This window comes from Pseudomonas sp. MS646, from assembly GCF_036693845.1.
GTDB lineage: Bacteria > Pseudomonadota > Gammaproteobacteria > Pseudomonadales > Pseudomonadaceae > Aquipseudomonas > Aquipseudomonas chlororaphis_E.
This window is the reverse complement of record NZ_CP144763.1, coordinates 1,457,756-1,477,839: the sequence shown is the minus strand read 5'-3', so window position 1 is coordinate 1,477,839 and position 20,084 is coordinate 1,457,756. Positions and strand designations below refer to the sequence as shown.

General features: G+C 62.3%; 21 protein-coding genes. 8 read left to right on the top strand and 13 right to left on the bottom strand.

The window, feature by feature from the left end; all coding sequences use genetic code 11:
- Window positions 1–103 precede the first annotated feature (103 nt).
- The gene (locus tag V3H56_RS06545; RefSeq protein ID WP_047736888.1) at window positions 104–1,447 is read left to right on the top strand and encodes an imelysin family protein; all 1,344 of its coding nucleotides are present in this window, start codon (window positions 104–106) and stop codon (window positions 1,445–1,447) included.
- A 497-nt stretch (window positions 1,448–1,944) separates the two neighbouring features.
- Here V3H56_RS06545 and V3H56_RS06540 read toward each other — a convergent pair whose 3' ends face one another.
- From V3H56_RS06540 to V3H56_RS06525, 4 genes are all read right to left on the bottom strand, one after another.
- Window positions 1,945–3,186 carry an RNA polymerase sigma factor gene (locus V3H56_RS06540; RefSeq protein WP_212803471.1) on the bottom strand — a complete coding sequence of 414 codons (1,242 nt, stop codon included), beginning with the start codon at window positions 3,184–3,186 and terminating at the stop codon, window positions 1,945–1,947.
- Window positions 3,186–3,662, bottom strand: a complete 477-nt coding sequence (locus V3H56_RS06535) for an SRPBCC family protein (protein ID WP_042729854.1) — start codon at window positions 3,660–3,662, stop codon at window positions 3,186–3,188. The genes V3H56_RS06540 and V3H56_RS06535 overlap by 1 nt, the downstream gene beginning before the upstream one ends.
- Window positions 3,663–3,690: 28 nt before the next feature.
- On the bottom strand, window positions 3,691–4,035 hold the full coding sequence (locus tag V3H56_RS06530) for a YciI family protein (protein ID WP_042729855.1): 345 nt from the start codon (window positions 4,033–4,035) through the stop codon (window positions 3,691–3,693).
- A 67-nt stretch (window positions 4,036–4,102) separates the two neighbouring features.
- Entirely contained in the window at window positions 4,103–4,537 is a 435-nt protein-coding gene (locus V3H56_RS06525; protein ID WP_042729856.1) for an SgcJ/EcaC family oxidoreductase, read from the bottom strand.
- Between the two features lie 142 nt (window positions 4,538–4,679).
- On the opposite strand from V3H56_RS06525, the gene V3H56_RS06520 reads away from it, so the two are divergent.
- The gene (locus tag V3H56_RS06520) at window positions 4,680–5,165 is read left to right on the top strand and encodes a GNAT family N-acetyltransferase (RefSeq protein WP_123579542.1); all 486 of its coding nucleotides are present in this window, start codon (window positions 4,680–4,682) and stop codon (window positions 5,163–5,165) included.
- Between the two features lie 7 nt (window positions 5,166–5,172).
- Here V3H56_RS06520 and V3H56_RS06515 read toward each other — a convergent pair whose 3' ends face one another.
- Window positions 5,173–5,658: a GyrI-like domain-containing protein gene (locus V3H56_RS06515; RefSeq protein WP_123579543.1), complete on the bottom strand. Its 486-nt coding sequence runs from the start codon at window positions 5,656–5,658 to the stop codon at window positions 5,173–5,175.
- 81 nt (window positions 5,659–5,739) lie between these two features.
- The gene (locus V3H56_RS06510) at window positions 5,740–6,402 is read right to left on the bottom strand and encodes a LysE family transporter (RefSeq protein WP_338474365.1); all 663 of its coding nucleotides are present in this window, start codon (window positions 6,400–6,402) and stop codon (window positions 5,740–5,742) included.
- Window positions 6,403–6,599: 197 nt separating this feature from the next.
- On the opposite strand from V3H56_RS06510, the gene alaC reads away from it, so the two are divergent.
- On the top strand, window positions 6,600–7,817 hold the full coding sequence (alaC, locus tag V3H56_RS06505) for an alanine transaminase (protein WP_042729860.1): 1,218 nt from the start codon (window positions 6,600–6,602) through the stop codon (window positions 7,815–7,817).
- A 117-nt stretch (window positions 7,818–7,934) separates the two neighbouring features.
- Here the strand turns inward: alaC and V3H56_RS06500 are convergent, their stop codons facing one another.
- A complete protein-coding gene (locus tag V3H56_RS06500; RefSeq protein WP_042729861.1) occupies window positions 7,935–9,287 on the bottom strand; it encodes a GntP family permease in 1,353 nt (450 codons plus the stop codon).
- A 92-nt stretch (window positions 9,288–9,379) separates the two neighbouring features.
- A complete protein-coding gene (locus tag V3H56_RS06495) occupies window positions 9,380–9,913 on the bottom strand; it encodes a gluconokinase (RefSeq protein ID WP_042729862.1) in 534 nt (177 codons plus the stop codon).
- Between the two features lie 215 nt (window positions 9,914–10,128).
- Between V3H56_RS06495 and V3H56_RS06490 the strand changes: the two genes are divergently transcribed.
- From V3H56_RS06490 to V3H56_RS06480, 3 genes are all read left to right on the top strand, one after another.
- Window positions 10,129–11,160, top strand: coding sequence for a LacI family DNA-binding transcriptional regulator (locus tag V3H56_RS06490; protein ID WP_042729863.1), 1,032 nt, complete (start codon window positions 10,129–10,131; stop codon window positions 11,158–11,160).
- Window positions 11,161–11,313: 153 nt separating this feature from the next.
- Window positions 11,314–11,859 carry a hypothetical protein gene (locus V3H56_RS06485; RefSeq protein ID WP_338474364.1) on the top strand — a complete coding sequence of 182 codons (546 nt, stop codon included), beginning with the start codon at window positions 11,314–11,316 and terminating at the stop codon, window positions 11,857–11,859.
- A 64-nt stretch (window positions 11,860–11,923) separates the two neighbouring features.
- Window positions 11,924–12,340, top strand: a complete 417-nt coding sequence (locus tag V3H56_RS06480) for a GNAT family N-acetyltransferase (protein WP_042729865.1) — start codon at window positions 11,924–11,926, stop codon at window positions 12,338–12,340.
- A 125-nt stretch (window positions 12,341–12,465) separates the two neighbouring features.
- Here the strand turns inward: V3H56_RS06480 and def are convergent, their stop codons facing one another.
- The 3 genes from def to V3H56_RS06465 all read right to left on the bottom strand — a co-directional run bounded on the left by def (window position 12,466) and on the right by V3H56_RS06465 (window position 14,318).
- Window positions 12,466–13,005 carry a peptide deformylase gene (def, locus tag V3H56_RS06475; RefSeq protein ID WP_338474363.1) on the bottom strand — a complete coding sequence of 180 codons (540 nt, stop codon included), beginning with the start codon at window positions 13,003–13,005 and terminating at the stop codon, window positions 12,466–12,468.
- Window positions 13,002–13,952, bottom strand: a complete 951-nt coding sequence (locus V3H56_RS06470; protein ID WP_042729867.1) for a YihY/virulence factor BrkB family protein — start codon at window positions 13,950–13,952, stop codon at window positions 13,002–13,004. The genes def and V3H56_RS06470 overlap by 4 nt, the downstream gene beginning before the upstream one ends.
- A 174-nt stretch (window positions 13,953–14,126) precedes the next feature.
- Window positions 14,127–14,318 carry a CsbD family protein gene (locus V3H56_RS06465; RefSeq protein WP_042729868.1) on the bottom strand — a complete coding sequence of 64 codons (192 nt, stop codon included), beginning with the start codon at window positions 14,316–14,318 and terminating at the stop codon, window positions 14,127–14,129.
- Between the two features lie 195 nt (window positions 14,319–14,513).
- On the opposite strand from V3H56_RS06465, the gene V3H56_RS06460 reads away from it, so the two are divergent.
- Window positions 14,514–14,891: a hypothetical protein gene (locus tag V3H56_RS06460; RefSeq protein WP_047736898.1), complete on the top strand. Its 378-nt coding sequence runs from the start codon at window positions 14,514–14,516 to the stop codon at window positions 14,889–14,891.
- A gap of 187 nt (window positions 14,892–15,078) precedes the next feature.
- Here V3H56_RS06460 and fadD1 read toward each other — a convergent pair whose 3' ends face one another.
- Together fadD1 and fadD2 are read right to left on the bottom strand one after the other, a co-directional pair.
- A complete protein-coding gene (fadD1, locus tag V3H56_RS06455) occupies window positions 15,079–16,770 on the bottom strand; it encodes a long-chain-fatty-acid--CoA ligase FadD1 (protein ID WP_047736900.1) in 1,692 nt (563 codons plus the stop codon).
- A gap of 367 nt (window positions 16,771–17,137) precedes the next feature.
- Window positions 17,138–18,826 (bottom strand): long-chain-fatty-acid--CoA ligase FadD2, encoded by a 1,689-nt coding sequence (gene fadD2 / locus V3H56_RS06450; protein WP_042732214.1) that lies wholly within the window; start codon window positions 18,824–18,826, stop codon window positions 17,138–17,140.
- 281 nt (window positions 18,827–19,107) lie between these two features.
- Between fadD2 and V3H56_RS06445 the strand changes: the two genes are divergently transcribed.
- Entirely contained in the window at window positions 19,108–20,052 is a 945-nt protein-coding gene (locus tag V3H56_RS06445; protein WP_042732213.1) for an alpha/beta hydrolase, read from the top strand.
- Window positions 20,053–20,084: the final 32 nt, after the last annotated feature.

Below are 20,084 nucleotides of genomic sequence, written 5' to 3'. Positions count from 1 at the left end.
ACAGCCGCAACCCTTTACACATAATGCAAATCTTTCGCATTATGTCGCAGTTTTTGCGCACCCTCGCGCCTGTCCCATCCATTTCCGAAGCAGGATGTTCGCCATGATTCGTATGCCTCTGGCTACCGCCAGTCTGCTGGCCATCGCTATTTCCCTCGCCGGTTGCGGCGAAGGCAAAGACAAGGCCGCCGCGCCGCAAGCGCCAGCGCCTGCCGCCAGCACTGCGGCACCGGTCGCCCCTGCTGCCGCCGGCAAAGTCGATGAAGCCGCCGCCAAGGCCGTTGTCGCGCACTACGCCGACATCGTCTACGCCGTCTACAGCGATGCCGAATCCACGGCCAAGACCCTGCAAACCGCCGTCGACGCGTTCCTGGCCAAGCCGAACGCCGAGACCCTGGGCGCTGCCCGCACTGCCTGGATCGCGGCACGCGTGCCGTACCTGCAGAGCGAAGTGTTCCGCTTCGGCAATACCATCATCGACGACTGGGAAGGCCAGGTGAACGCCTGGCCCCTGGACGAAGGCCTGATCGACTACGTCGACAAGTCCTACGAGCACGCTCTGGGCAACCCGGGCGCCACCGCCAACATCATCGCCAACACTCAAGTCCAGGTGGGTGAAGACAAGGTCGACGTCAAGGACATCACCCCGGAAAAACTCGCCAGCCTGAACGAGCTGGGCGGTTCCGAGGCCAACGTCGCCACCGGCTACCACGCCATCGAATTCCTGCTCTGGGGCCAGGACCTCAACGGCACCGGCCCGGGTGCGGGCAACCGTCCGGCGTCCGACTACCTGCAAGGCGCCGGCGCCACCGGTGGCCACAACGACCGCCGTCGTGCCTACCTCAAGTCCGTGACCCAACTGCTGGTCAGCGACCTGGAAGAAATGGTCGGCAACTGGAAGCCGAACGTGGCTGACAACTACCGCGCCACCCTGGAAGCGGAACCGGCCGAGAGCGGCCTGCGCAAGATGCTGTTCGGCATGGGCAGCCTGTCCCTCGGTGAACTGGCGGGCGAGCGCATGAAGGTGTCCCTGGAAGCCAACTCGCCAGAAGACGAGCAGGACTGCTTCAGCGACAACACCCACAACTCGCACTTCTACGACGCCAAGGGCGTGCGTAACGTGTACCTGGGCGAATACACCCGCGTCGACGGCACCAAGATGACTGGCGCCAGCCTGTCGTCCCTGGTCGCCAAGGCCGACCCGGCGGCGGACACCGCGCTGAAGGCCGACCTGGCCGACACCGAGGCCAAGATCCAGGTCATGGTCGATCACGCCAACAAGGGCGAGCACTACGATCAACTGATCGCCGCCGGCAACACCGCCGGTAACCAGATCGTGCGCGACGCCATCGCCGCACTGGTCAAGCAGACCGGTTCGATCGAACAAGCGGCCGGCAAACTGGGCATCAGCGACCTGAACCCGGACAACGCCGATCACGAGTTCTGATCGACGCCGGCAAACTGAAAAGGCGACCTTCGGGTCGCCTTTTTTGCACCTGGAGAAATCGGAGCGACTTGGGGGACTTGCTTGCGACTGCGGTATGCCAGTCAACATCTCGGTCGGCTGGACCACCGCCTTCGCGAGCAAGCCCGCTCCCACAGGGTTCCAAGGTGGACCTGGCATTGGTGATCACCGCAACGCCAACTGTGGGAGCGGGCTTGCTCGCGAAGGCGGTGGCACATTCGACATCGATGGTGACTGATACTGTGCTTTCGCGAGCAAGCTCTCCCACAGGGTTCCAAGGTGGACCTGGCATTGGTGATCACCGCAACGCCAACTGTGGGAGCGGGCTTGCTCGCGAAGGCGGTGGCACATTCGACATCGATGGTGACTGGTACTGTGCTTTCGCGAGCAAGCTCTCCCACAGGGTTCCAAGGCGGGGCTGGCATTGGTGATCACCGCTCCCACAATGACCGAGTTAAACCCGACTTTTACCGGGCCGGCTATGGCTTGGCTAATTTCGCAAGTCGCCCTTCGATAAACCGCCGCTCCGGTAACTGTTGCGTCAGTTCAAGGGCGCGCTCGTACGCGGCCCTGGCCTCGTCGTCCCGCCCCAGTTGGCGGCAGAATTCGGCCCGCGCCGAGTGGGCAAGGTGGTAGTCCTGCAGTTCGCCACGGCCCAGGATCGCGTCGATCAAGCACAAGCCTGCCAGCGGGCCATCGCGCTGGGCCAGGGCGGCGGCGCGGTTGAGTTCGATCACGGGGGACGGCATGGCGCGCAACAGCACGTCATAGAGCCCGACGATCTGCGGCCAGTCGGTTTCCCGGGCCGTCGGCGCTTCGGCGTGTACCGCCGCTATCGCCGCTTGCAGGCAATACGGCCCGAACCGTCGGGTGCCCAGCGCCGCTTCCACCAGGGCACAGCCTTCGGCAATCAGTTCGGCATCCCACACCGTGCGGTCCTGCTCGTCCAACAGGATCAACTCCCCGGTCGACGACGTGCGCGCCAGGCGCCGGGATTCGTGCAGCAGCATTAACGCCAACAGGCCCATGACCTCGGCCTCGGGCAACAATTGCAGGAGCAATCGCCCGAGCCGGATGGCCTCGCGGGTCAGGTCTTCACGGGTCAATTCGGCGCCCATCGAGGCCGAATAACCCTCGTTGAACACCAGGTAAATCACCCGCAGCACGCTGTCCAGCCGCTCGGGCAACTCCGCGCGGGACGGCACCTGATAGGGGATCTTCGCGTCACGGATCTTCGCCTTGGCCCGCACGATGCGCTGGGCAATGGCCGCCGGGGCGGCAAGAAAGGCGCGAGCGATTTGCTCGGTGGTCAGGTCGCAGACTTCTCGCAGCGTCAACGGCACCTGTGCATCGGCGGCCAGGGCCGGATGGCAGCAGGTGAAAATCAGCCGCAAGCGATCGTCTTCCACGTCTTCATCACTCCAGTCGGCCTGCTCCAGCGCCTCCAGTTGAGCGATCAACAGCGGCCGGGACGCGGCAAAGCGCGCGCGCCTGCGCAAGCTGTCGATGGCCTTGAACCGCCCGGCTGACACCAGCCAGGCCCGCGGATTGTCCGGTACGCCGTCGCGCTGCCAGCGTTCGACGGCGATGAAAAAGGCGTCGTGCAAGGCCTCTTCCGCCAGGTCGAAGTCTCCCAGCAGGCGAATCAGCGTGGCGAGGATGCGCCGCGAATCTTGCCGGTATACCTGCTCGACCCGCGCCCGAACCGCCTCGGCCGGCATCAGTCGGGCATGCCTTGGGTGACCAGCGTTTCCAGGCGGTCCAGGCTCTGGCCCCAACCGTCATGGAAACCCATCGCCTCGTGCGCCTGGCGATCCTCCTCGCTCCAGTGCAATGCCCGGGCGGTGTAGCGGGTTTTGTCACCGACCTCTTCGAGCACCACTTCAGCGGTCATGAAAGCCTTGCCCGACGGTATCCAGCCCGGCACGAATGCATCGGTGAACACCAGCCGTCGAGGTGCAAGGATTTCCAGGAACACGCCCATGGTCGGGTACTCACTGCCGTCCGGCGCGCGCATCAAGGTGCGAAACTGGCCACCGACCCACAGGTCCATTTCGCACTCCGGCGTCGTCATGCCGTGGGGGCCCCACCACTGCACCAGCAAGGCCGGCTCGGTCCAGGCGCGGAAAATCTTCTGGCACGGCGCGTCGATCATTCGGCTGATGGACAACGCATGAGGGGCTGGCTTGAGGTTCATGGGTCAAATCCTGTCTTGTGATTGTTGTTCAGGGGTTCAGTTGGCGTACCGGTCGCACTTCGACGCAGCCGACCCGGGCCGCCGGGATATGGCCGGCGACCTGGATGGCTTCGTTCAAGTCCTTCGCGTCGATCAGGTAGAAGCCCGCCAGTTGCTCCTTGGTCTCGGCGAACGGGCCGTCGGTGATCGACAGCTTGCCGCCGCGCATGCGCACCGTGGTGGCCGTCTGCACCGACGCCAGGGCCTCGGCGGCAAGCATCCGCCCGCTGCCCTGGATCGACTCGGCGTAGGCCATGCACTCGGCATCCTCAGGGCTGTCGGGGGCGTTGTGCAGCGTGTGTTCGTTGCTGTAGACCAGGCATAAGTACTTCATGACAAACTCCGCGATCGAACGGATCAACTATGGACGGCAGAAAGACCGTTGGCGAAAAAACCGACGATCAGGGCTGCAAATCGAAGATCGCCGTGCCGGCCATCGGGTCGAACGGTGCCGACCAGTGCTCGTGGACGATCTTCCATTGCCCGGCCACGCGCCGGTAGCAGGCCGTCACGCGCATCCAGCAGGCCTGTTCCTCACCCTTGTCGTTGGTGCCGCCGCAGTAGGCCAGCCAGTGGGCGAAGGCAATGGCGTCGGCGGGCGTGATCCGGACCTGATGGAAGTCGAACTTGTGCGGCCCGGGGCACATTTCCATGCACGCCTGCCAGTGCGCCCGGTAGGCGGCCTTGCCCTTGAATTGCAGGGCCTGAATGGCATCGAACGAGACGATGTCCTCGTCATAGAGGGCCATGACTTTTTCGACATCCTTGCTCATGACCGCTTCGCGATAGGTGTCGATCAAAGCCTGGATCTGGGTTTCGGTGGCTTGGGTATTCATGGTGATTCTCCGCAGTTTTTTGTGGAAGACACCCTTTGTCGTCTGGAGAAACGGCGAATCGACAACCCTGGCAAAAATAATTCGAGGCAAAAAATTCGTTAGAATCGCGCCCCTACACTGCCGGCAAACCAAGGACGTTTTTGTGACCGCCCAACTCGTACCCTACGAAGCCCTGACCCCGCGGCAACGCGAACAGGTCGAAGCCATCGAAATCCATCCCGCACAGGTGCAGTACGCCGGTGATATCCACGGTGCACTGCACACGTTGCTGTCCAGGCCCGGCCCCGGGGTCAAGGGCTTTGCCCTAGTGGCCAACGACGTGCCCGTGGCCTTCCTGCTGCTCAAGCGCCCGCCGGTACTGCCCGCCTGGGCCAATGAACACAGCGCCACCCTGCACGCCCTGCAGGTCGATCATCGGGTCCAGGGCCAGGGCTACGGCAAAGCCTGCCTGGAGGCGCTGCCCGCCGTGGCACGGGCGGCCTGGCCGGAAATCAGGGGGCTGGAGCTTTCGGTCGATGCCGATAATGCAGCGGCCATCGGCCTGTACACCCGACTGGGCTGGGTCGACAGCGGCGAGGCGTACAGGGGCCGTATCGGTTATGAGCGGCGGATGGGGTTGATGTTCTAGCCGCCGGTCACGGTTGGAGCGGTATCCAGATCTCCAGGCTGCCCTCGCCGGTCTTTGGGTTGAAATCTTCGCTGTAGCGTTCGAATTCCGGGGCATCCGCCGCGGTATGGCCTGACTGGGGCAACCAGACATCCCAGATGTAGCGGAACGTCTCCGGCAGTTGTTTCAAAGGCCCCTTGTGTTCGAACACCGCGTAACGGGCCGGCTGGATCTCGATCCAGCGGAATTGTTCGGGCAAGTCGTCGAGCCGGCTGATTTCCACGCCGGCGATGTATTCGAACCCGCCCTCCCCGTCCGGGTTGCAACCCACGCCGTAGGTGACTTCATCCTTCTCCCCCGGCACCTTGCCGAGCCAAGGCAGGAATTTCTCCCAGACCAGCGGGATGTCCTGCATCGTGCACGCGGTAAAACGTGCGCCAAAACCGGCAATCAGTAGAAAGCGACCTTGTTCGAGGCGTGGCTCGGCGGCGTAATCGCGTGCGTGCTTTTCCATGCGTCAACACTCCGGAAAAACGTGAAGTCGGGCTTGGCAGTATAGAAAGCCAACACGTGATTGCCAGCACCGTTTCGCTTGTCAGAACCCCGGCAAGGCCGGCATGGCGGTTTTTGCAACGAACTCGTCGTAGCCAGAAACAATTACGTATACGGCGAAATAGCAGAAGATCGCCGCGGATGCCAAGTAGGAGTAGCGCAACAGCTTATCCCCCAGCAATTTGCCGCCCTGGGTCGCCGCCAGGCACAGGCCCGCACTCCATAGCAACCCGGCGCAGAGAAAACCACTGAGAAACAGCGCCGAACTGAGCACCGTCCCGCCGCCCGCACGAGCAATGAGCGTGCCCCCCACCGCCGCGAACCACAAAATGGCGCTGGGTGACGACATGGCCAGGAAGATCCCGCGCAGGAACGCCTGCCGGGAGGATTGGCCACGCACTTCGCCGGCCTCGGCCAAGACGGCACTGTGATACATCGCCGCGTGGATCATCTTCGCCGCGAAATACAGCAATAACGCCGAACCGCCGATCCACAGCACCCAGCGCACCGTTTCGTATTGCAACAGCACGGTCATGCCCGCCAGGGCCAGCACCGCATAGATCAGGTCCCCCACGCACGTACCCAGGCCCAGGGCAAACCCCTGGGAATAACCGCGCTGCATGGCCAGGGTGATCATCGCGATGTTAGCGACACCGATGTCCAGGCACAGGGAGAGGCTCAGCAAAAAACCGCTGGAAAATTCCATCATCGTTCCGTTCGAGTAGGTATGGCGAATTGCGACTGTCCGCACGCGTGCGGCGGGCGGGTCGACAGTGTCGTCGAAAATAGTTGTGGGGCGCCACTGGACAAGCGGCCACGGCGGCCATTATCTTGCGCCGCAGGCCACCGCAGTGGCCAACGTCGCTCGGACGGTTCCGGGCGCTCACGTATCTCGAGGCAACAATGGCCGAACAAGGTTCGCCGCGCCGCTTTGCGCGCATCGATCGACTCCCTCCTTACGTTTTCAATATCACTGCCGAGCTGAAGATGGCTGCGCGTCGGCGCGGCGAAGACATCATCGACTTGAGCATGGGTAACCCCGACGGCGCCACGCCTCCCCACATCGTGGAAAAACTGGTGACCGTCGCCCAGCGGGAAGACACCCACGGCTACTCCACCTCCAAGGGCATCCCGCGCCTGCGCCGCGCCATTTCGCGCTGGTACAAGGACCGCTACGAGGTGGACATCGACCCGGAAAGCGAAGCCATCGTCACCATCGGTTCCAAGGAGGGCCTGGCCCACCTGATGCTGGCGACCCTGGACCAGGGCGACACCGTGCTGGTGCCCAACCCCAGCTACCCGATCCACATCTACGGCGCGGTGATCGCCGGCGCCCAGGTGCGCTCGGTGCCACTGGTGCCGGGCGTGGACTTCTTCGACGAACTGGAACGGGCCATTCGCGGCTCGATCCCGAAGCCGAAGATGATGATCCTGGGCTTCCCGTCCAACCCCACGGCGCAATGCGTCGAGCTGGATTTCTTCGAGCGGGTCATCGCCCTCGCCAAGCAGTACGACGTGCTGGTAATCCACGACCTGGCCTACGCCGACATCGTCTACGACGGCTGGAAAGCCCCGTCGATCATGCAGGTGCCGGGCGCGAAGGACATCGCGGTGGAGTTCTTCACCCTGTCCAAGAGCTACAACATGGCCGGCTGGCGCATCGGCTTCATGGTCGGCAACCCGGAACTGGTCAGCGCCCTGGCGCGGATCAAGAGCTACCACGACTACGGCACCTTCACGCCCTTGCAGGTGGCCGCCATCGCCGCGCTGGAAGGCGACCAGCAATGCGTGCGCGACATCGCCGAGCAGTACCGCCAACGCCGCAACGTGCTGGTCAAGGGCCTGCATGAACTGGGCTGGATGGTGGAAAACCCCAAGGCCTCGATGTACGTCTGGGCCAAGATTCCAGAGGCGTATGCGCACCTGGGCTCGCTGGAGTTCGCCAAGAAGCTGCTGGCCGAAGCCAAGGTCTGCGTCTCGCCAGGGGTGGGGTTCGGTGAATACGGGGATGATCACGTGCGCTTCGCACTGATCGAGAACCAGGACCGGATTCGTCAGGCGGTGCGGGGCATTCGGGCGATGTTCCGGGCCGATGGGTGGGTCGGCAAACCTAACGCCTGACACACAACCAAAATGTGGGAGCGGGCTTGCTCGCGAAAGCGCACTGACCATCAACGAAGATGTTGATGTTCTACCGCCTTCGCGAGCAAGCCCGCTCCCACATTGCTTATGCGCGGCTTAAACCACCAGCGACAACAACAGGATAAAGCCCAGGCCCACCACGGACAGGATGGTTTCCATCGCGGTCCAGGTCTTGAACGTCTCGGCCACGGTCATGTTGAAGTACTGCTTGACCAGCCAGAAGCCTGCATCGTTGACGTGGGACAGGATCAACGAACCGGCGCCGGTTGCCAGCACCAGCAACTCGCGGTTCACACCCGGGATCATCCCCACCACGGGGACCACGATGCCAGCACCGGTGATGGTCGCGACGGTGGCCGAACCGGTGGCGATACGAATCACTGCCGCCACCAGCCAGGCCAGCAGGATCGGCGAGATCTGCGCATTCACCGCCATATGGCCGATGACATCACCCACGCCGCTGGTCACCAGCATCTGCTTGAAGCCACCACCGGCACCGATGATCAGGATGATCGCGGCGGTGGGCGCCAGGCTGGCGTCGAGCAACTTCAGGATCTGGTTCGAACCGATGCCCTGGCGATGCCCGAAGGTGTACAGCGACAGCAACAGCGCCAGCAGCAACGCCGAGATCGGGTGGCCGATCAGGTCCATGAACGTGCGAAAGACGTTACCGTCCGGCAGCACCACATCGGCAAAAGTCTTGAGCAGCATCAGGAACACCGGCAGCAGAACGGTAACCAGGGTGATGCTGAAGCTCGGCAGTTCCTTGGCATCGGGTTCGCGGGCCAGTTGGTCAACCAGCTCCTGGTTGGCGTGACCTGGAATGTGCTTGGCGATGAACGTACCGAAAATCGGACCGGCAATGATGGCGGTCGGCAAGGCGACGATCAGCCCATAGAGGATGGTCTTGCCAATGTCGGCGCCGAACACCCCGATGGCCAGCAGCGGCCCCGGGTGTGGCGGTACCAGGCCGTGCACGGCGGACAGGCCGGCGAGCAGCGGGATACCGATCTTGATGATCGACACGCCGGTGCGCCGGGCCACGATGAACACCAGCGGGATCAACAGCACGAAGCCGATTTCGAAGAACAGCGGGATGCCCACCAGGAACGCGGCGAACATCATGGCCCACTGCACCTTGTCCTTGCCGAAGGCGCGGATCAGGGTCTGGGCGATCTGGTCGGCCCCGCCCGACTCGGCCATCATCTTGCCGAGCATCGTGCCCAGCGCCAGGATGATCCCGACAAAGCCAAGCACCCCCCCGAAGCCGTCCTGGAACGCCTTGATGATGGTGCCGATCGGCATGCCCGAGGTCAGGCCGAGAAACGCGGCGGCGATGGTCAGGGCAATGAACGGGTGGAGTTTGAACTGGGTGATGAGGAGGATAAGTCCGATCACCGTGACCACTGCATCGAGCAGCAGGAACGTCTCGTGGGACATGCCAAACATGAGGGGTGTCTCCTGATTTGTTGTTGTTATTGAAGCAGTTAGTTGTAAGCCGTCGGGACAGCGCTATCTTTCTGACGCAAAAACAGTGGGGCTCAGCTCGCCAGCTTCAAGCCGTGTTCCAACCACCAGGCGTAGGCTTGCTGGGCCAGTTCGTCGACGCTGTGGCTGGACGCGTCCAGAGCCAGGGTCAGGGGCTCGCCGACAGGGGACTGGAGGGTGGCAAACTGGCTGTCGATCAGGGTCGACGGCATGAAATGGCCCGGACGATGGGACACGCGGTCGGCGGCCACTTCGGGGGTCAGTTCGAGGAATACGAAGCCCAGGCCCGGCAAGGCGCTGCGCAGACGTTCGCGATAACTGCGCTTGAGGGCCGAACAGGTCAGCACCGGGCGTTCGCCGGTGGCATCGACGCGGCGCAACTCGTCGCACAGGCTGTCGAGCCAGCCGGCACGGTCGTCGTCGTTCAGGGGAATACCGGCGCTCATCTTCTGGATGTTGGCCGCAGGGTGGAAGGTGTCGCCTTCGATGGCGGTGGCGCCGCTCAACTGGCACAGGGCCTGGCTGACACAGGTTTTGCCGCAACCGGCAACGCCCATGATGACCAGGGCGGTGATGGGATTGTTCATGTAACACCTCAGCGCGCAGACAGCGCTACCTTTGCCAGTTATGACACCGCAGCAAAAGCAGAAGTTGCCGACGCCTTCTTGTCATTTTTGTGGTTGCAGCATGTTCGTTCACGACACCCACGCACGAGGTTCAGGCAAACCCCGCTCACGCATTTGCAGCCGCGTCGAGACAGCGCTACCTTAGTGCCTTGATTTTTGTTTGGCAAGCCGCCCTGATGACCGCCCCTAAAAACGATAAGAATCCTCGCACCACCGGCCGCCCTACCCTCAACGAAGTAGCACACCTGGCCGGTGTCAGCCCCATCACCGCTTCCCGCGCCTTGCGCGGCGTCAGCACCGTGGCCACGGAACTGGTGGAAAAAGTCCGCCAGGCCGCGCTGGAACTCAACTACGTGGTCAACCCGGCCGCCCGCGCGCTGGCATCGGCCCAGAGCCATTCGGTGGTAGTGCTGGTCCCGTCGCTGTCCAACCTGCTGTTCATCGACACCCTGGAGGCGATCCATCGTGTGCTGCGGCCCAAGGGCTTCGAAGTGGTGATCGGCAACTACCACTATTCCCGGGACGAAGAAGAAGACCTGTTGCGCAACTACATGGCCTATCAGCCACGAGGCTTGCTGCTGACCGGTTTCGACCGCACCGAGAGCGCCCGGCGCATGATCGAGGCCAGCAACATTCCCTGTGTGTACATGATGGAACTGGACCCCGGCGCGGGCCTCAATTGCGTGGGCTTTTCCCAACTCAAGGCTGGCGAGACGGCCGCCGCGCACCTGATTTCCAAGGGCCGCAAGCGCCTGGCCTACATCGGCGCCCAGCTGGACCAGCGCACCCTGGCGCGCGGCGAAGGCTTCCGCCGCGCGTTGCAGAAGGCCGGGCTGTACGACCCGGATCTGGAACTGCTGACGCCACGCCCGTCCTCGGTGGGGCTGGGCGGCGAGCTGTTCCTGCAATTGCTCGACAGCCACCCGGATGTCGACGCGATCTTCTTTGGCAACGACGACCTGGCCCACGGCGCCTTGTTCGAGGCCCTGCGCTGCGGCATCAGGATCCCCGAGCAGATCTCGGTCCTGGGCTTCAACGACCTTCCCGCCTCCGCCCACATGGTGCCGCGCCTGAGCAGCATCAGCACCCCACGGGAAGCCATCGGCCAGCGCGCCGCTGAGCAGATGCTGACGCTGATGGCGGGCAACCGCATCGCGCAACCGGTGGTGGACATGGGGTTCGAACTCAAAGTGCGCGAAAGCACCTGAAGGCCCAGGCGGTCGATCGATGCCGTCCAGCGGCAAGGGTTGGCCGCCCTTCCTAGCGTCCGATGGCGCCGCCCCCTGTAAAACCTGGGGTCGCAGGCCAGGCATGGGAATTGCTCTGGCCCATGGCCCAGCCATTACCTACAGGTGTCCATCATGTTGGTCAGTGCCAAACAACAAGCGATCAATCTGCCCCTCAAACGCCCCGGCGAGGACCTTACCGCCGAGGCGGCCAGCGGCCTGCAAAGCGCCGCATTGCAGGCGCTGCGCGATAACGTCCAGGCCCAAGCCAGCCAGGCCAGCACCCAGGTCCAGGATTCGTTCACCCGCCGCGCCACCCAGCAGGTCAACGCAGCCACCGCCATCAGCGACAAGGTGGACGAGGCGTTCGCCAAGACCCGCGTGCAATTGCAGAGCTCGTCGTCCAAAGACACTGCCGCGGCCGGCAGTTCCGCAATGGAAGCCTTCAAGGACTACATGAGCAAGACGCCGGAGCAACGCCTGCGCGACAGCATTCTTGCGGAGCTGGGCATCACCGAAGAAGAGTTCCAGGCAATGCCGCCCGAGAAGCAGGCCGCCGTCAGCCAGGAGATCGCGCAACGCATGCAGGACAAATCAGCGATAGCCCAGGTTGAAAAGGCCCAGGAAAACCGTACCGATGGCAAAACCCCATTGGCTGATGTGTTCCTCGCCTCTCTCTAAGCTTGATGATGCGCCGGGGCGGCCAGCTATACTGGCGGCCCCTGATTCCCTCCCCGTCCCTGCCATGCCTGAAATCCACTACACGCTGCTCGACGAACCGCTATGGCCGCTGATGAACAAGTTCTACCGCGCCCACCAATCCTCAATGAAGGCGGTGCGTGACGCACAGCTGTGGGTAGCGCGCCAGGACGACATCGTCGCCGCCCTGTGCCTGCGGCAGGTAGCAGGTGGGCATTGGTTGACCGGATTGTTTGTCGACCCGGCCTACCGCGCCCAAGGCATCGCGGCGCGGTTGATCGCCGAGGCGGTGAAGGCCGTGCAAGCGCCGGTGTGGTTGTTCTGCCATCCGGACCTGCGTGAATTTTATGAACGACGCGGATTCAGCTTCGACCCGGCCCTGCCCTATGCGATGGCGGAGCGATTGAGCCGGTATGCGCGCAGCAAGCCGATGATTGCGATGGGGTTGGTGCCTCCTTCTTAATGGCAACACAGGCCAATGTGGGAGCGAGCTTGCTCGCGATGGCGTCGGGTCTGTGATTCGACTGTGACCGACACACCGCTATCGCGAGCAAGCTCGCTCCCACAAAGGGACTGTGTCGGTTCCAGTCAGTCGTCGGCCGCAGGGTCCAGGTCCGGGAACATCACCTCGGTGAAGCCGAACTTGCTGAAGTTGCTGATGCGCGACGGGTACAGGCGCCCGATCAGGTGATCGCACTCATGCTGGACTACCCGCGCGTGAAACCCCGAGGCCGTGCGCACGATGGGCTGGCCCTTGGGGTCGAATCCTTCGTAGCGAATGTGCCGATAGCGCTCCACGGCGCCGCGCAGGCCCGGCACGGACAGGCAACCTTCGAAGCCTTCCTCCATCTGCGGGTCCAACGGGGTGATCAGCGGGTTGATCAGGATCGTTTGCGGCACGGCCTCGGCGTCGGGGTATCGCTCGCTGTGCTCGAAGCCGAAGATCACCAACTGCAGGTCCACGCCGATCTGCGGCGCCGCCAGGCCAACGCCGCCGACACTTTCCATGGTCTGGAACATGTCATCGATCAACTGCCACAGCTGCGGCGAGTCGAACATCTCCGGTGGCACGGGCGGGGCAATGCGCAGCAGGCGCTCGTCCCCCATCTTCAGGATTTCGCGAATCATGGTCGGGCTTCATCGGGGTGAGGGTGAGGGATTGAATGGTCGCGGCCCAGGCCCGACACATGCTGTTTCTCGTGCTCGCCAGGGTGTTTTTCACCCGGGTCCTTGCCCTCGGTGGACATGTGCTCGATGACGGCATTCATTTCCGCCCCAAGCAACAGCACCGCCGAAGAAATGTAGAAGTACAGCAACAGTACGATGATCGCGCCGATGCTGCCGTACATGGCGTTGTAGTTGGCGAAGGTCTTGACGTAGAACGCAAAGCCCAGCGAAGCGATGATCCACACCACCACCGCCAGCACCGACCCCGGCGTGATGAAGCGAAACTCCTGCTTGACGTCAGGCATCACGTAATAGATCAACGCCACCGCCACCATCAGCAAAATCACGATCACCGGCCAGCGCACGATCGTCCAGAGCGTGACGATGAATTCCTCCAGCCCGACCTGGGCCGCGATCCACTCCATCACCTGTGGCCCGAGAACCATCAGCGCCGCCGCGATAAGCAACATGCCGGCGATGCCCACGGTGTAGAAGATCGACAGCGGGAAACGCTTCCAGGCCGGACGGCCTTCCACCACGTCGTAGGCAGCGTTCATGGCGCTCATCATCAGCCGCACGCCCGCCGAGGCGGTCCACAAGGCAATGACAATACCCACCGACAGCAACCCACCCTTGGATTGCTGGAGCTGGTCGATCACCGGGTTGACCTGCTCCAGGGCCTGGGGCGGCAGCACCAGTTCCGACTGCAGGCGCAGCCAGGAAAAGAAGTCCGGCAGGTGCAGGAAACCGATCAGCGCGATCAGGAAGAGGATGAAGGGAAACAGCGAAAACAGCATCTGATAGGCCAATGCCGACGCATAGGTGGACATCTCGTCGTCGAGAAACTCGGTCACGGTGCGCATCATCACACGATGCAAGGGCAAGCCTTTCATGGCCGGGAACATCATGTGCGTCTCCTTTCGCCGCAAAAAAGGAAGGTCGCTTGGCGACTCATGGGTTGTTATGCCAGACAAAGTAACCTGTTTGGCGACTTTTGGAACAATTTCCCCGGCGCAAGTTCGAGCCGACACGAAAACGGCCACCCGCAGATGGCCGTTCCAATCGTTTTTCCAGCGGGCCGGTTACGCTTTATCGACGCCTTTCTTGAGCGCGTCCTTGGCCTTGCCCACGTTTTGCTGGACCTCGCCCTTCTTCTCCTGGACCACGCCCTCGGCGCGCAGGCGGTCATTGTCGGTGGCCTTGCCGACGCCTTGCTTGATATTGCCGACGGCTTCGTTGGCAACGCCCTTCACTTTATCGCTCGTGCTACCCATGATGTGTCTCCTGTGAACAACGCTACGAAAAGTCATTACATAGGGTTGACCGGGGCCGTTTGCGGGGAGTTTCATTTTTTTCAACGGCACATTTGATCGGCAAATGCAGGTTGCGCTTTATGTTTGCCGAGCAACCCCCGAGAATGCCCCACGTATTCAGGCTGCGGCTTGAAGCTCCAACCCCGTAGGAACGTTATGAAACTCGATAAAAAGCAGGCCATTGCCCGCAGGAACCAGGAACTGGGCGGCGCCGTACTGGGCGTCAACAACTGCCACTTCAGCGAATTGAACCGCAACCGCAACATTTTCTGGTTCAACCTCCCGGTGACGCGCCTGGCCATCGGGCAATACGAATGGATCCACCTGCTGCTGCACACCCCGGCCACCGACCAGTTGCTGCACCTGAAAGTGCCGACGGTGTTCCTGCGCGAAAAAATGGAAGGCCTGGAAGTGCGCAACCAAGGCAAGCGCAAGGCAGCCCTGAGCCTGGAGCTGAGCGCGGACAAGGATTCGTACCTGCAAGACATGCGGCCGGGGGGCACCAACCTGGATTTTGCGCAGTTCAGGGTGTAGCCAACTGCTGACGAACAACCCATTGTGGCGAGGGGATTTATCCCCGCTGGGCTGCGAAGCAGACCCAAAAAGCGAGGGCCGCTTCGCGCCCCAGCGGGGATAAATCCCCTCGCCACAACGGCGGTCGATTCTAGATCTCCGCCATTAAAAAGCCCCGCTCATGCGGGGCTTTTTGTGTACAAGCCTTTTACTTCTTCACACCCAGTTTCCTGAGCTCTTCATCACGCAGCTCGCGCCGCAGGATCTTGCCCACGTTGGTGGTCGGCAAGGCATCGCGGAACTCCACGGCCCTGGGCACTTTGTAGCCGGTGACGTTGGCGCGCATGTGCTCCATGACCTGCTCCTTGGTCAAGGTGACGCCCGGTCGTGCAACGATGAAGATCTTGATCGCTTCACCGGACTTCTCGTCCGGAATGCCGATGGCCGCGCATTGCAGCACGCCCGGCAGCGTCGCCAGCACGTCTTCCAGCTCGTTGGGGTACACGTTGAAACCGGAGATCAGGATCATGTCCTTCTTGCGATCGACGATGCGCATGTAGCCGTCGGGCTGGATCAGCGCGATGTCACCGGTCTTGAGCCAGCCTTCGCTGTCGAGGATTTCGTCGGTGGCTTCCTGGCGCTGCCAGTAGCCCTTCATCACCTGCGGCCCCTTCACGCACAATTCGCCGATTTCGCCCAACGGCTGTTCGACGCCCGCGTCGTTGATCACCTTGCACAAGGTCGAAGGCACCGGAATACCGATGGTGCCGACCTGGATGTTCTGGATCGGATTCACCGTGGCGACCGGGCTGGTCTCGGTCATGCCATAGCCTTCGCAGATCGGGCATCCGGTCACCGCTTTCCAGCGCTCGGCCGCCGCCAGTTGCAGGGCCATGCCGCCGGACAAGGTGACCTTGAGGGCCGAGAAGTCCAGCTTGCGGAACGCCTCGTTGTTGCACAGCGCCACGAACAGGGTATTGAGGCCGACGAAGCCGCTGAACTTCCACTTGGACAGTTCCTTGACCATCGCCGGAAGGTCGCGCGGGTTGCTGATCAGGATGTTGTGGTTGCCGATCAGCATCATCGCCATGCAATGGAAGGTGAAGGCATAGATGTGGTACAGCGGCAGCGGCGTGATCAGCACCTCGCAACCTTCGTTGAGGTTCGAGCCCATGAGCGCCTTGCATTGCAGCATGTTCGCCACCAGGTTGCGGTGGCTCAGCATCGCGCCCTTGGCCACGCCGGTGGTGCCGCCGGTGTATTGCAGCACCGCCACCTCATCGCTGGAAGGGTTGGCTTCGCTCACCGGCTGGCCGTGGCCCTTGCTCAGCACATCGTTGAACTTGACGGCCTTGGGCAAATGATAGGCCGGGACCATCTTCTTGACGTACTTGATCACGCTGTTGATCAACAGGCGCTTGAGCGGTGGCAACAGGTCGGCCACTTCGGTGACGATGACGTGCTTGACACTCGTCTTGGGGACCACGGCCTCGGCCAGGTGCGCCATGTTCGCCAGGCACACCAGCGCCTTGGCGCCGGAGTCGTTGAACTGGTGTTCCATCTCCCGCGCGGTGTACAGCGGGTTGGTATTGACCACGATGAGCCCGGCGCGGATCGCACCGAACACGGCCACCGGGTACTGGAGGACGTTGGGCAACTGCACGGCGATTCGATCGCCGGGCTGCAAATCGGTATGCTGTTGCAGGTACGCGGCAAAGGCCCCGGACAACTCGTAGAGTTCACCGTAGGTGATCGTCTTGCCGAGGTTGCTGAATGCCGGCTTGTTGGCGAAGCGTTGGCAGGACTGCTTCAACACCGCCTGAATATTCGGATACTCGTCTGGATTGATGTCGGCAGCAATCCCAGCTGGGTACTTATCCTTCCAAAAGTCTTCGATCATGGAAGCCCACTCCTCAGCAACGCGAATTCTCACCGCATTTGATGCGATTATTATTGGTGTGTGTTTGTTGGTGAATCTGGCTTGAATCAAGGCCGAGAAGTCACAAAAGCGCGCCGAGAGTAGCAGCTTTGCCGAGGGTCGCCTAGGGCCAAAAGTGGCCCCCACAGTCACAAACATGACTCAAGAATATTAAATGGTCATTTTTAGAGTAAAAATTCTAGCCTGAGCTGAATCGCCCTGAATACCCAGAAAACGATGGGAGCGAGCTTGCTCGCGATGGCGGTGTATCAGTCAGCATCTCTGTCACTGATATATCGCCATCGCGAGCAGGCTCGCTCCCACAGAGGGCTATTGGGCTTCTCGGGCCTCAGGCGATGTCGCGTAACTCACGACGCAGGATCTTGCCCACCGGCGTCATCGGCAACGACTCACGCAGCACGATGTGCTTGGGGATCTTGTAGCCGGTGAAGTTCTCCTTGCAGTAGGCCTTGAGCTCTTCCAGGCTGACGCCCGCTTCGCGCGCCACCACGAACAGTTTCACCGCCTCCCCCGAACGTTCGTCCGGCACGCCGATCACCGCGCAGTTGGCCACCTTCGGATGGGCCATCACCACGTCTTCGATCTCGTTGGGGTACACGTTGAAACCGGAGACGATGATCATGTCCTTCTTGCGGTCGACGATGCGCACGAATCCGTCCGGGTCGATCACCGCGATATCGCCGGACTTGAACCAGCCTTCGCTGTCCAGCACTTCGGCCGTGGCTTCGGGCTTGTTCCAATAGCCCTTCATGATCTGCGGGCCCTTGATGCACAACTCGCCACGTTCGCCCAAGGGCTGCTCGATGCCGTCGTCGCTGATCACCTTCATCAGCGTACCTGGCACCGGCAAGCCCACCGTGCCCAGCCGCGACTTGTCGCCATAAGGGTTGGTGCAGGCCACGGGCGAGGTCTCGGTCAGGCCGTAGCCTTCGGTGATGCGGCATCCGGTGAGCTGCGCCCAACGCTCTGCGGTGGCCTTGACCAGCGCGGTGCCACCGGAATTGGTGACCTTGAGGTGGGAGAAATCCAGGGTCTTGAAGTCCGGGTGGTCCATCAACGCCACAAACAGCGTGTTGAGCCCCAGCAGCGCCGAGAATCGCCAGTGCTTCAGCTCCTTGATGAAGCCGCCGATGTCCCGCGGATTGGTGATCAGGACGTTGTGATTGCCGGTGACCATCATGCACATGCAATTGGCCGTGAAGGCATAGATGTGGTACAGCGGCAGCGGCGCGATCATCACCTCCTGGCCTTCGCGCATCAGCGGATGGCCATCGTCGCCGAACTGCCCCAGGCACGCCCGGGCCTGCTGCATGTTCGCCACCAGGTTGCCGTGGGTCAGCATCGCGCCCTTCGCCAGACCGGTGGTGCCGCCGGTGTATTGCAGCACGGCCACATCATCGAGGCTGACCTTCAGCGGCTTGATCGGCTGGCCGCGTCCCAGGCGCAACGCACTCTTGAACGAAATGGCCTGGGGCAGCGAATAGTCCGGGACCATTTTCTTGACCTTGTTCACCATCAGGTTGACCAGCCAGCCCTTGGCGGCAGGCATCAGGTCGCCCATCCTGGCTTCGATCAGGTATTGCAGGTCGGTATCGGGCAGCACCTCCTGGACCTTCTGCCCGAACAGGTTCATGTACACCAGCGCGCGGGCACCGGAGTCCTTGAACTGATGGCGCATTTCCCGCGGGGTGTACAACGGGTTGGTGTTGACCACGATCAGACCGGCCCGCAAAGCGCCGAACACGGCAATCGGATAATGCAGGACATTGGGCATCTGCACCGCGATGCGATCGCCCGGCGCCAGGTCGGTATGGGCTTGCAGGTAGCCGGCAAACGCCGCGCTGTAGCGCTCGAGCTCGGCATACGTGAGGGTCACCCCCATGTTGCTGAACGCCGGGCGGTCGGCGAACTTCTTGCAGGAACGCTCGAACACCTCGATGACCGACTTGTAGGCGTCGAGGTCGACGTCCTGGGGCACGCCGGCCGGGCGCTTGTCATTCCAGAAATCAGGCTGCATTGTTTTTGTCCTCTTTACCTGAGCGTATCCGGGACCGCATCTGTATCGCTTGCAGAGGCGGAGCTTCTGGGACACTAGCAGCTATGGTCAATCAGGCAAATATGGCAACCTGCGTCATAGATCGTGTGAATCTTCCTGCCTAGTGGTTTGTGTGGTGAGTTCAGCTTCTGGCGCCGAAGTGACTGACAGAACTGACCACATAGACACGAAAGCGTCGTCTGATCAGGCGAGACGCAACGGATGGGCTATACCATTGAGCAACATCGTGCCAAGGAACCGCCATGATCCACCAAACGTTCTGGCTGACCGCAACCGACCACAGCCGTCTGTTCGTCAACCAGTGGCTGCCCGACGCCGCGCCGGTGGCGGTCATCCTGCTGGCCCACGGCATGGCCGAGCACAGCGGCCGCTATGCGCGCCTGGCCCAGGCGCTGTGCGATGAGGGCTATGGCGTCTACGCCCCGGACCTGCGCGGCCACGGACGCACCGCCGACGGAGCGACCCTCGGGCATTACGCGGATCAGGACGGCTGGGCCAAGGTCGTGGGCGACCTGGCGAGCCTCAACCATCACATCGGCCAGCAACATCCAGACACACCAATCGTGCTGCTCGGCCATAGCATGGGCAGCTACATCGCCCAGGGCTACCTGCTGCACCACAGCGCCAGCCTGCATGGAGCGATCCTCAGCGGTTCCAACTTCCAGCCCGTGGCGCTCTACCGCGCCGCGCGCCTGATCGCGCGTTTCGAGCGTCGGCGCCAGGGTGCCACCGGGCGCAGTGCGTTGATCGAGTGGCTGTCGTTCGGCAGTTTCAACAAGCCTTTCAAGCCCACGCGCACCGCCTTCGACTGGCTCAGCCGGGACCCGGCGGAAGTCGACAAGTACGTGCACGACCCCCTGTGCGGCTTTCGCTGCACCAACCAGCTGTGGGTCGATCTGCTCGGCGGGTTGCAGCAAATCAGCAAAGCGTCCAATCTCGCCCAGATCGATCCGGGCTTGCCGCTGCTGGTGATCGGTGGTGAATGTGATCCGGTGAGCCAAGGCAAGCGTCTGAAGGATCTGGCCGACGCTTTGCGCGCCGCAGGCAGCCAGCACCTGCAACTGACGATCTACCCGCAGGCCCGGCACGAACTGTTCAATGAAACCAACCGCGATGAAGTGACCGCCGACGTACTGGCCTGGATTGCCCAGGCCCTCAGCCACAAGCGGCCGCCACGCAGCGAGTAGGTCTCCAGCGTTTTCCTTTACCCGTCACAGGA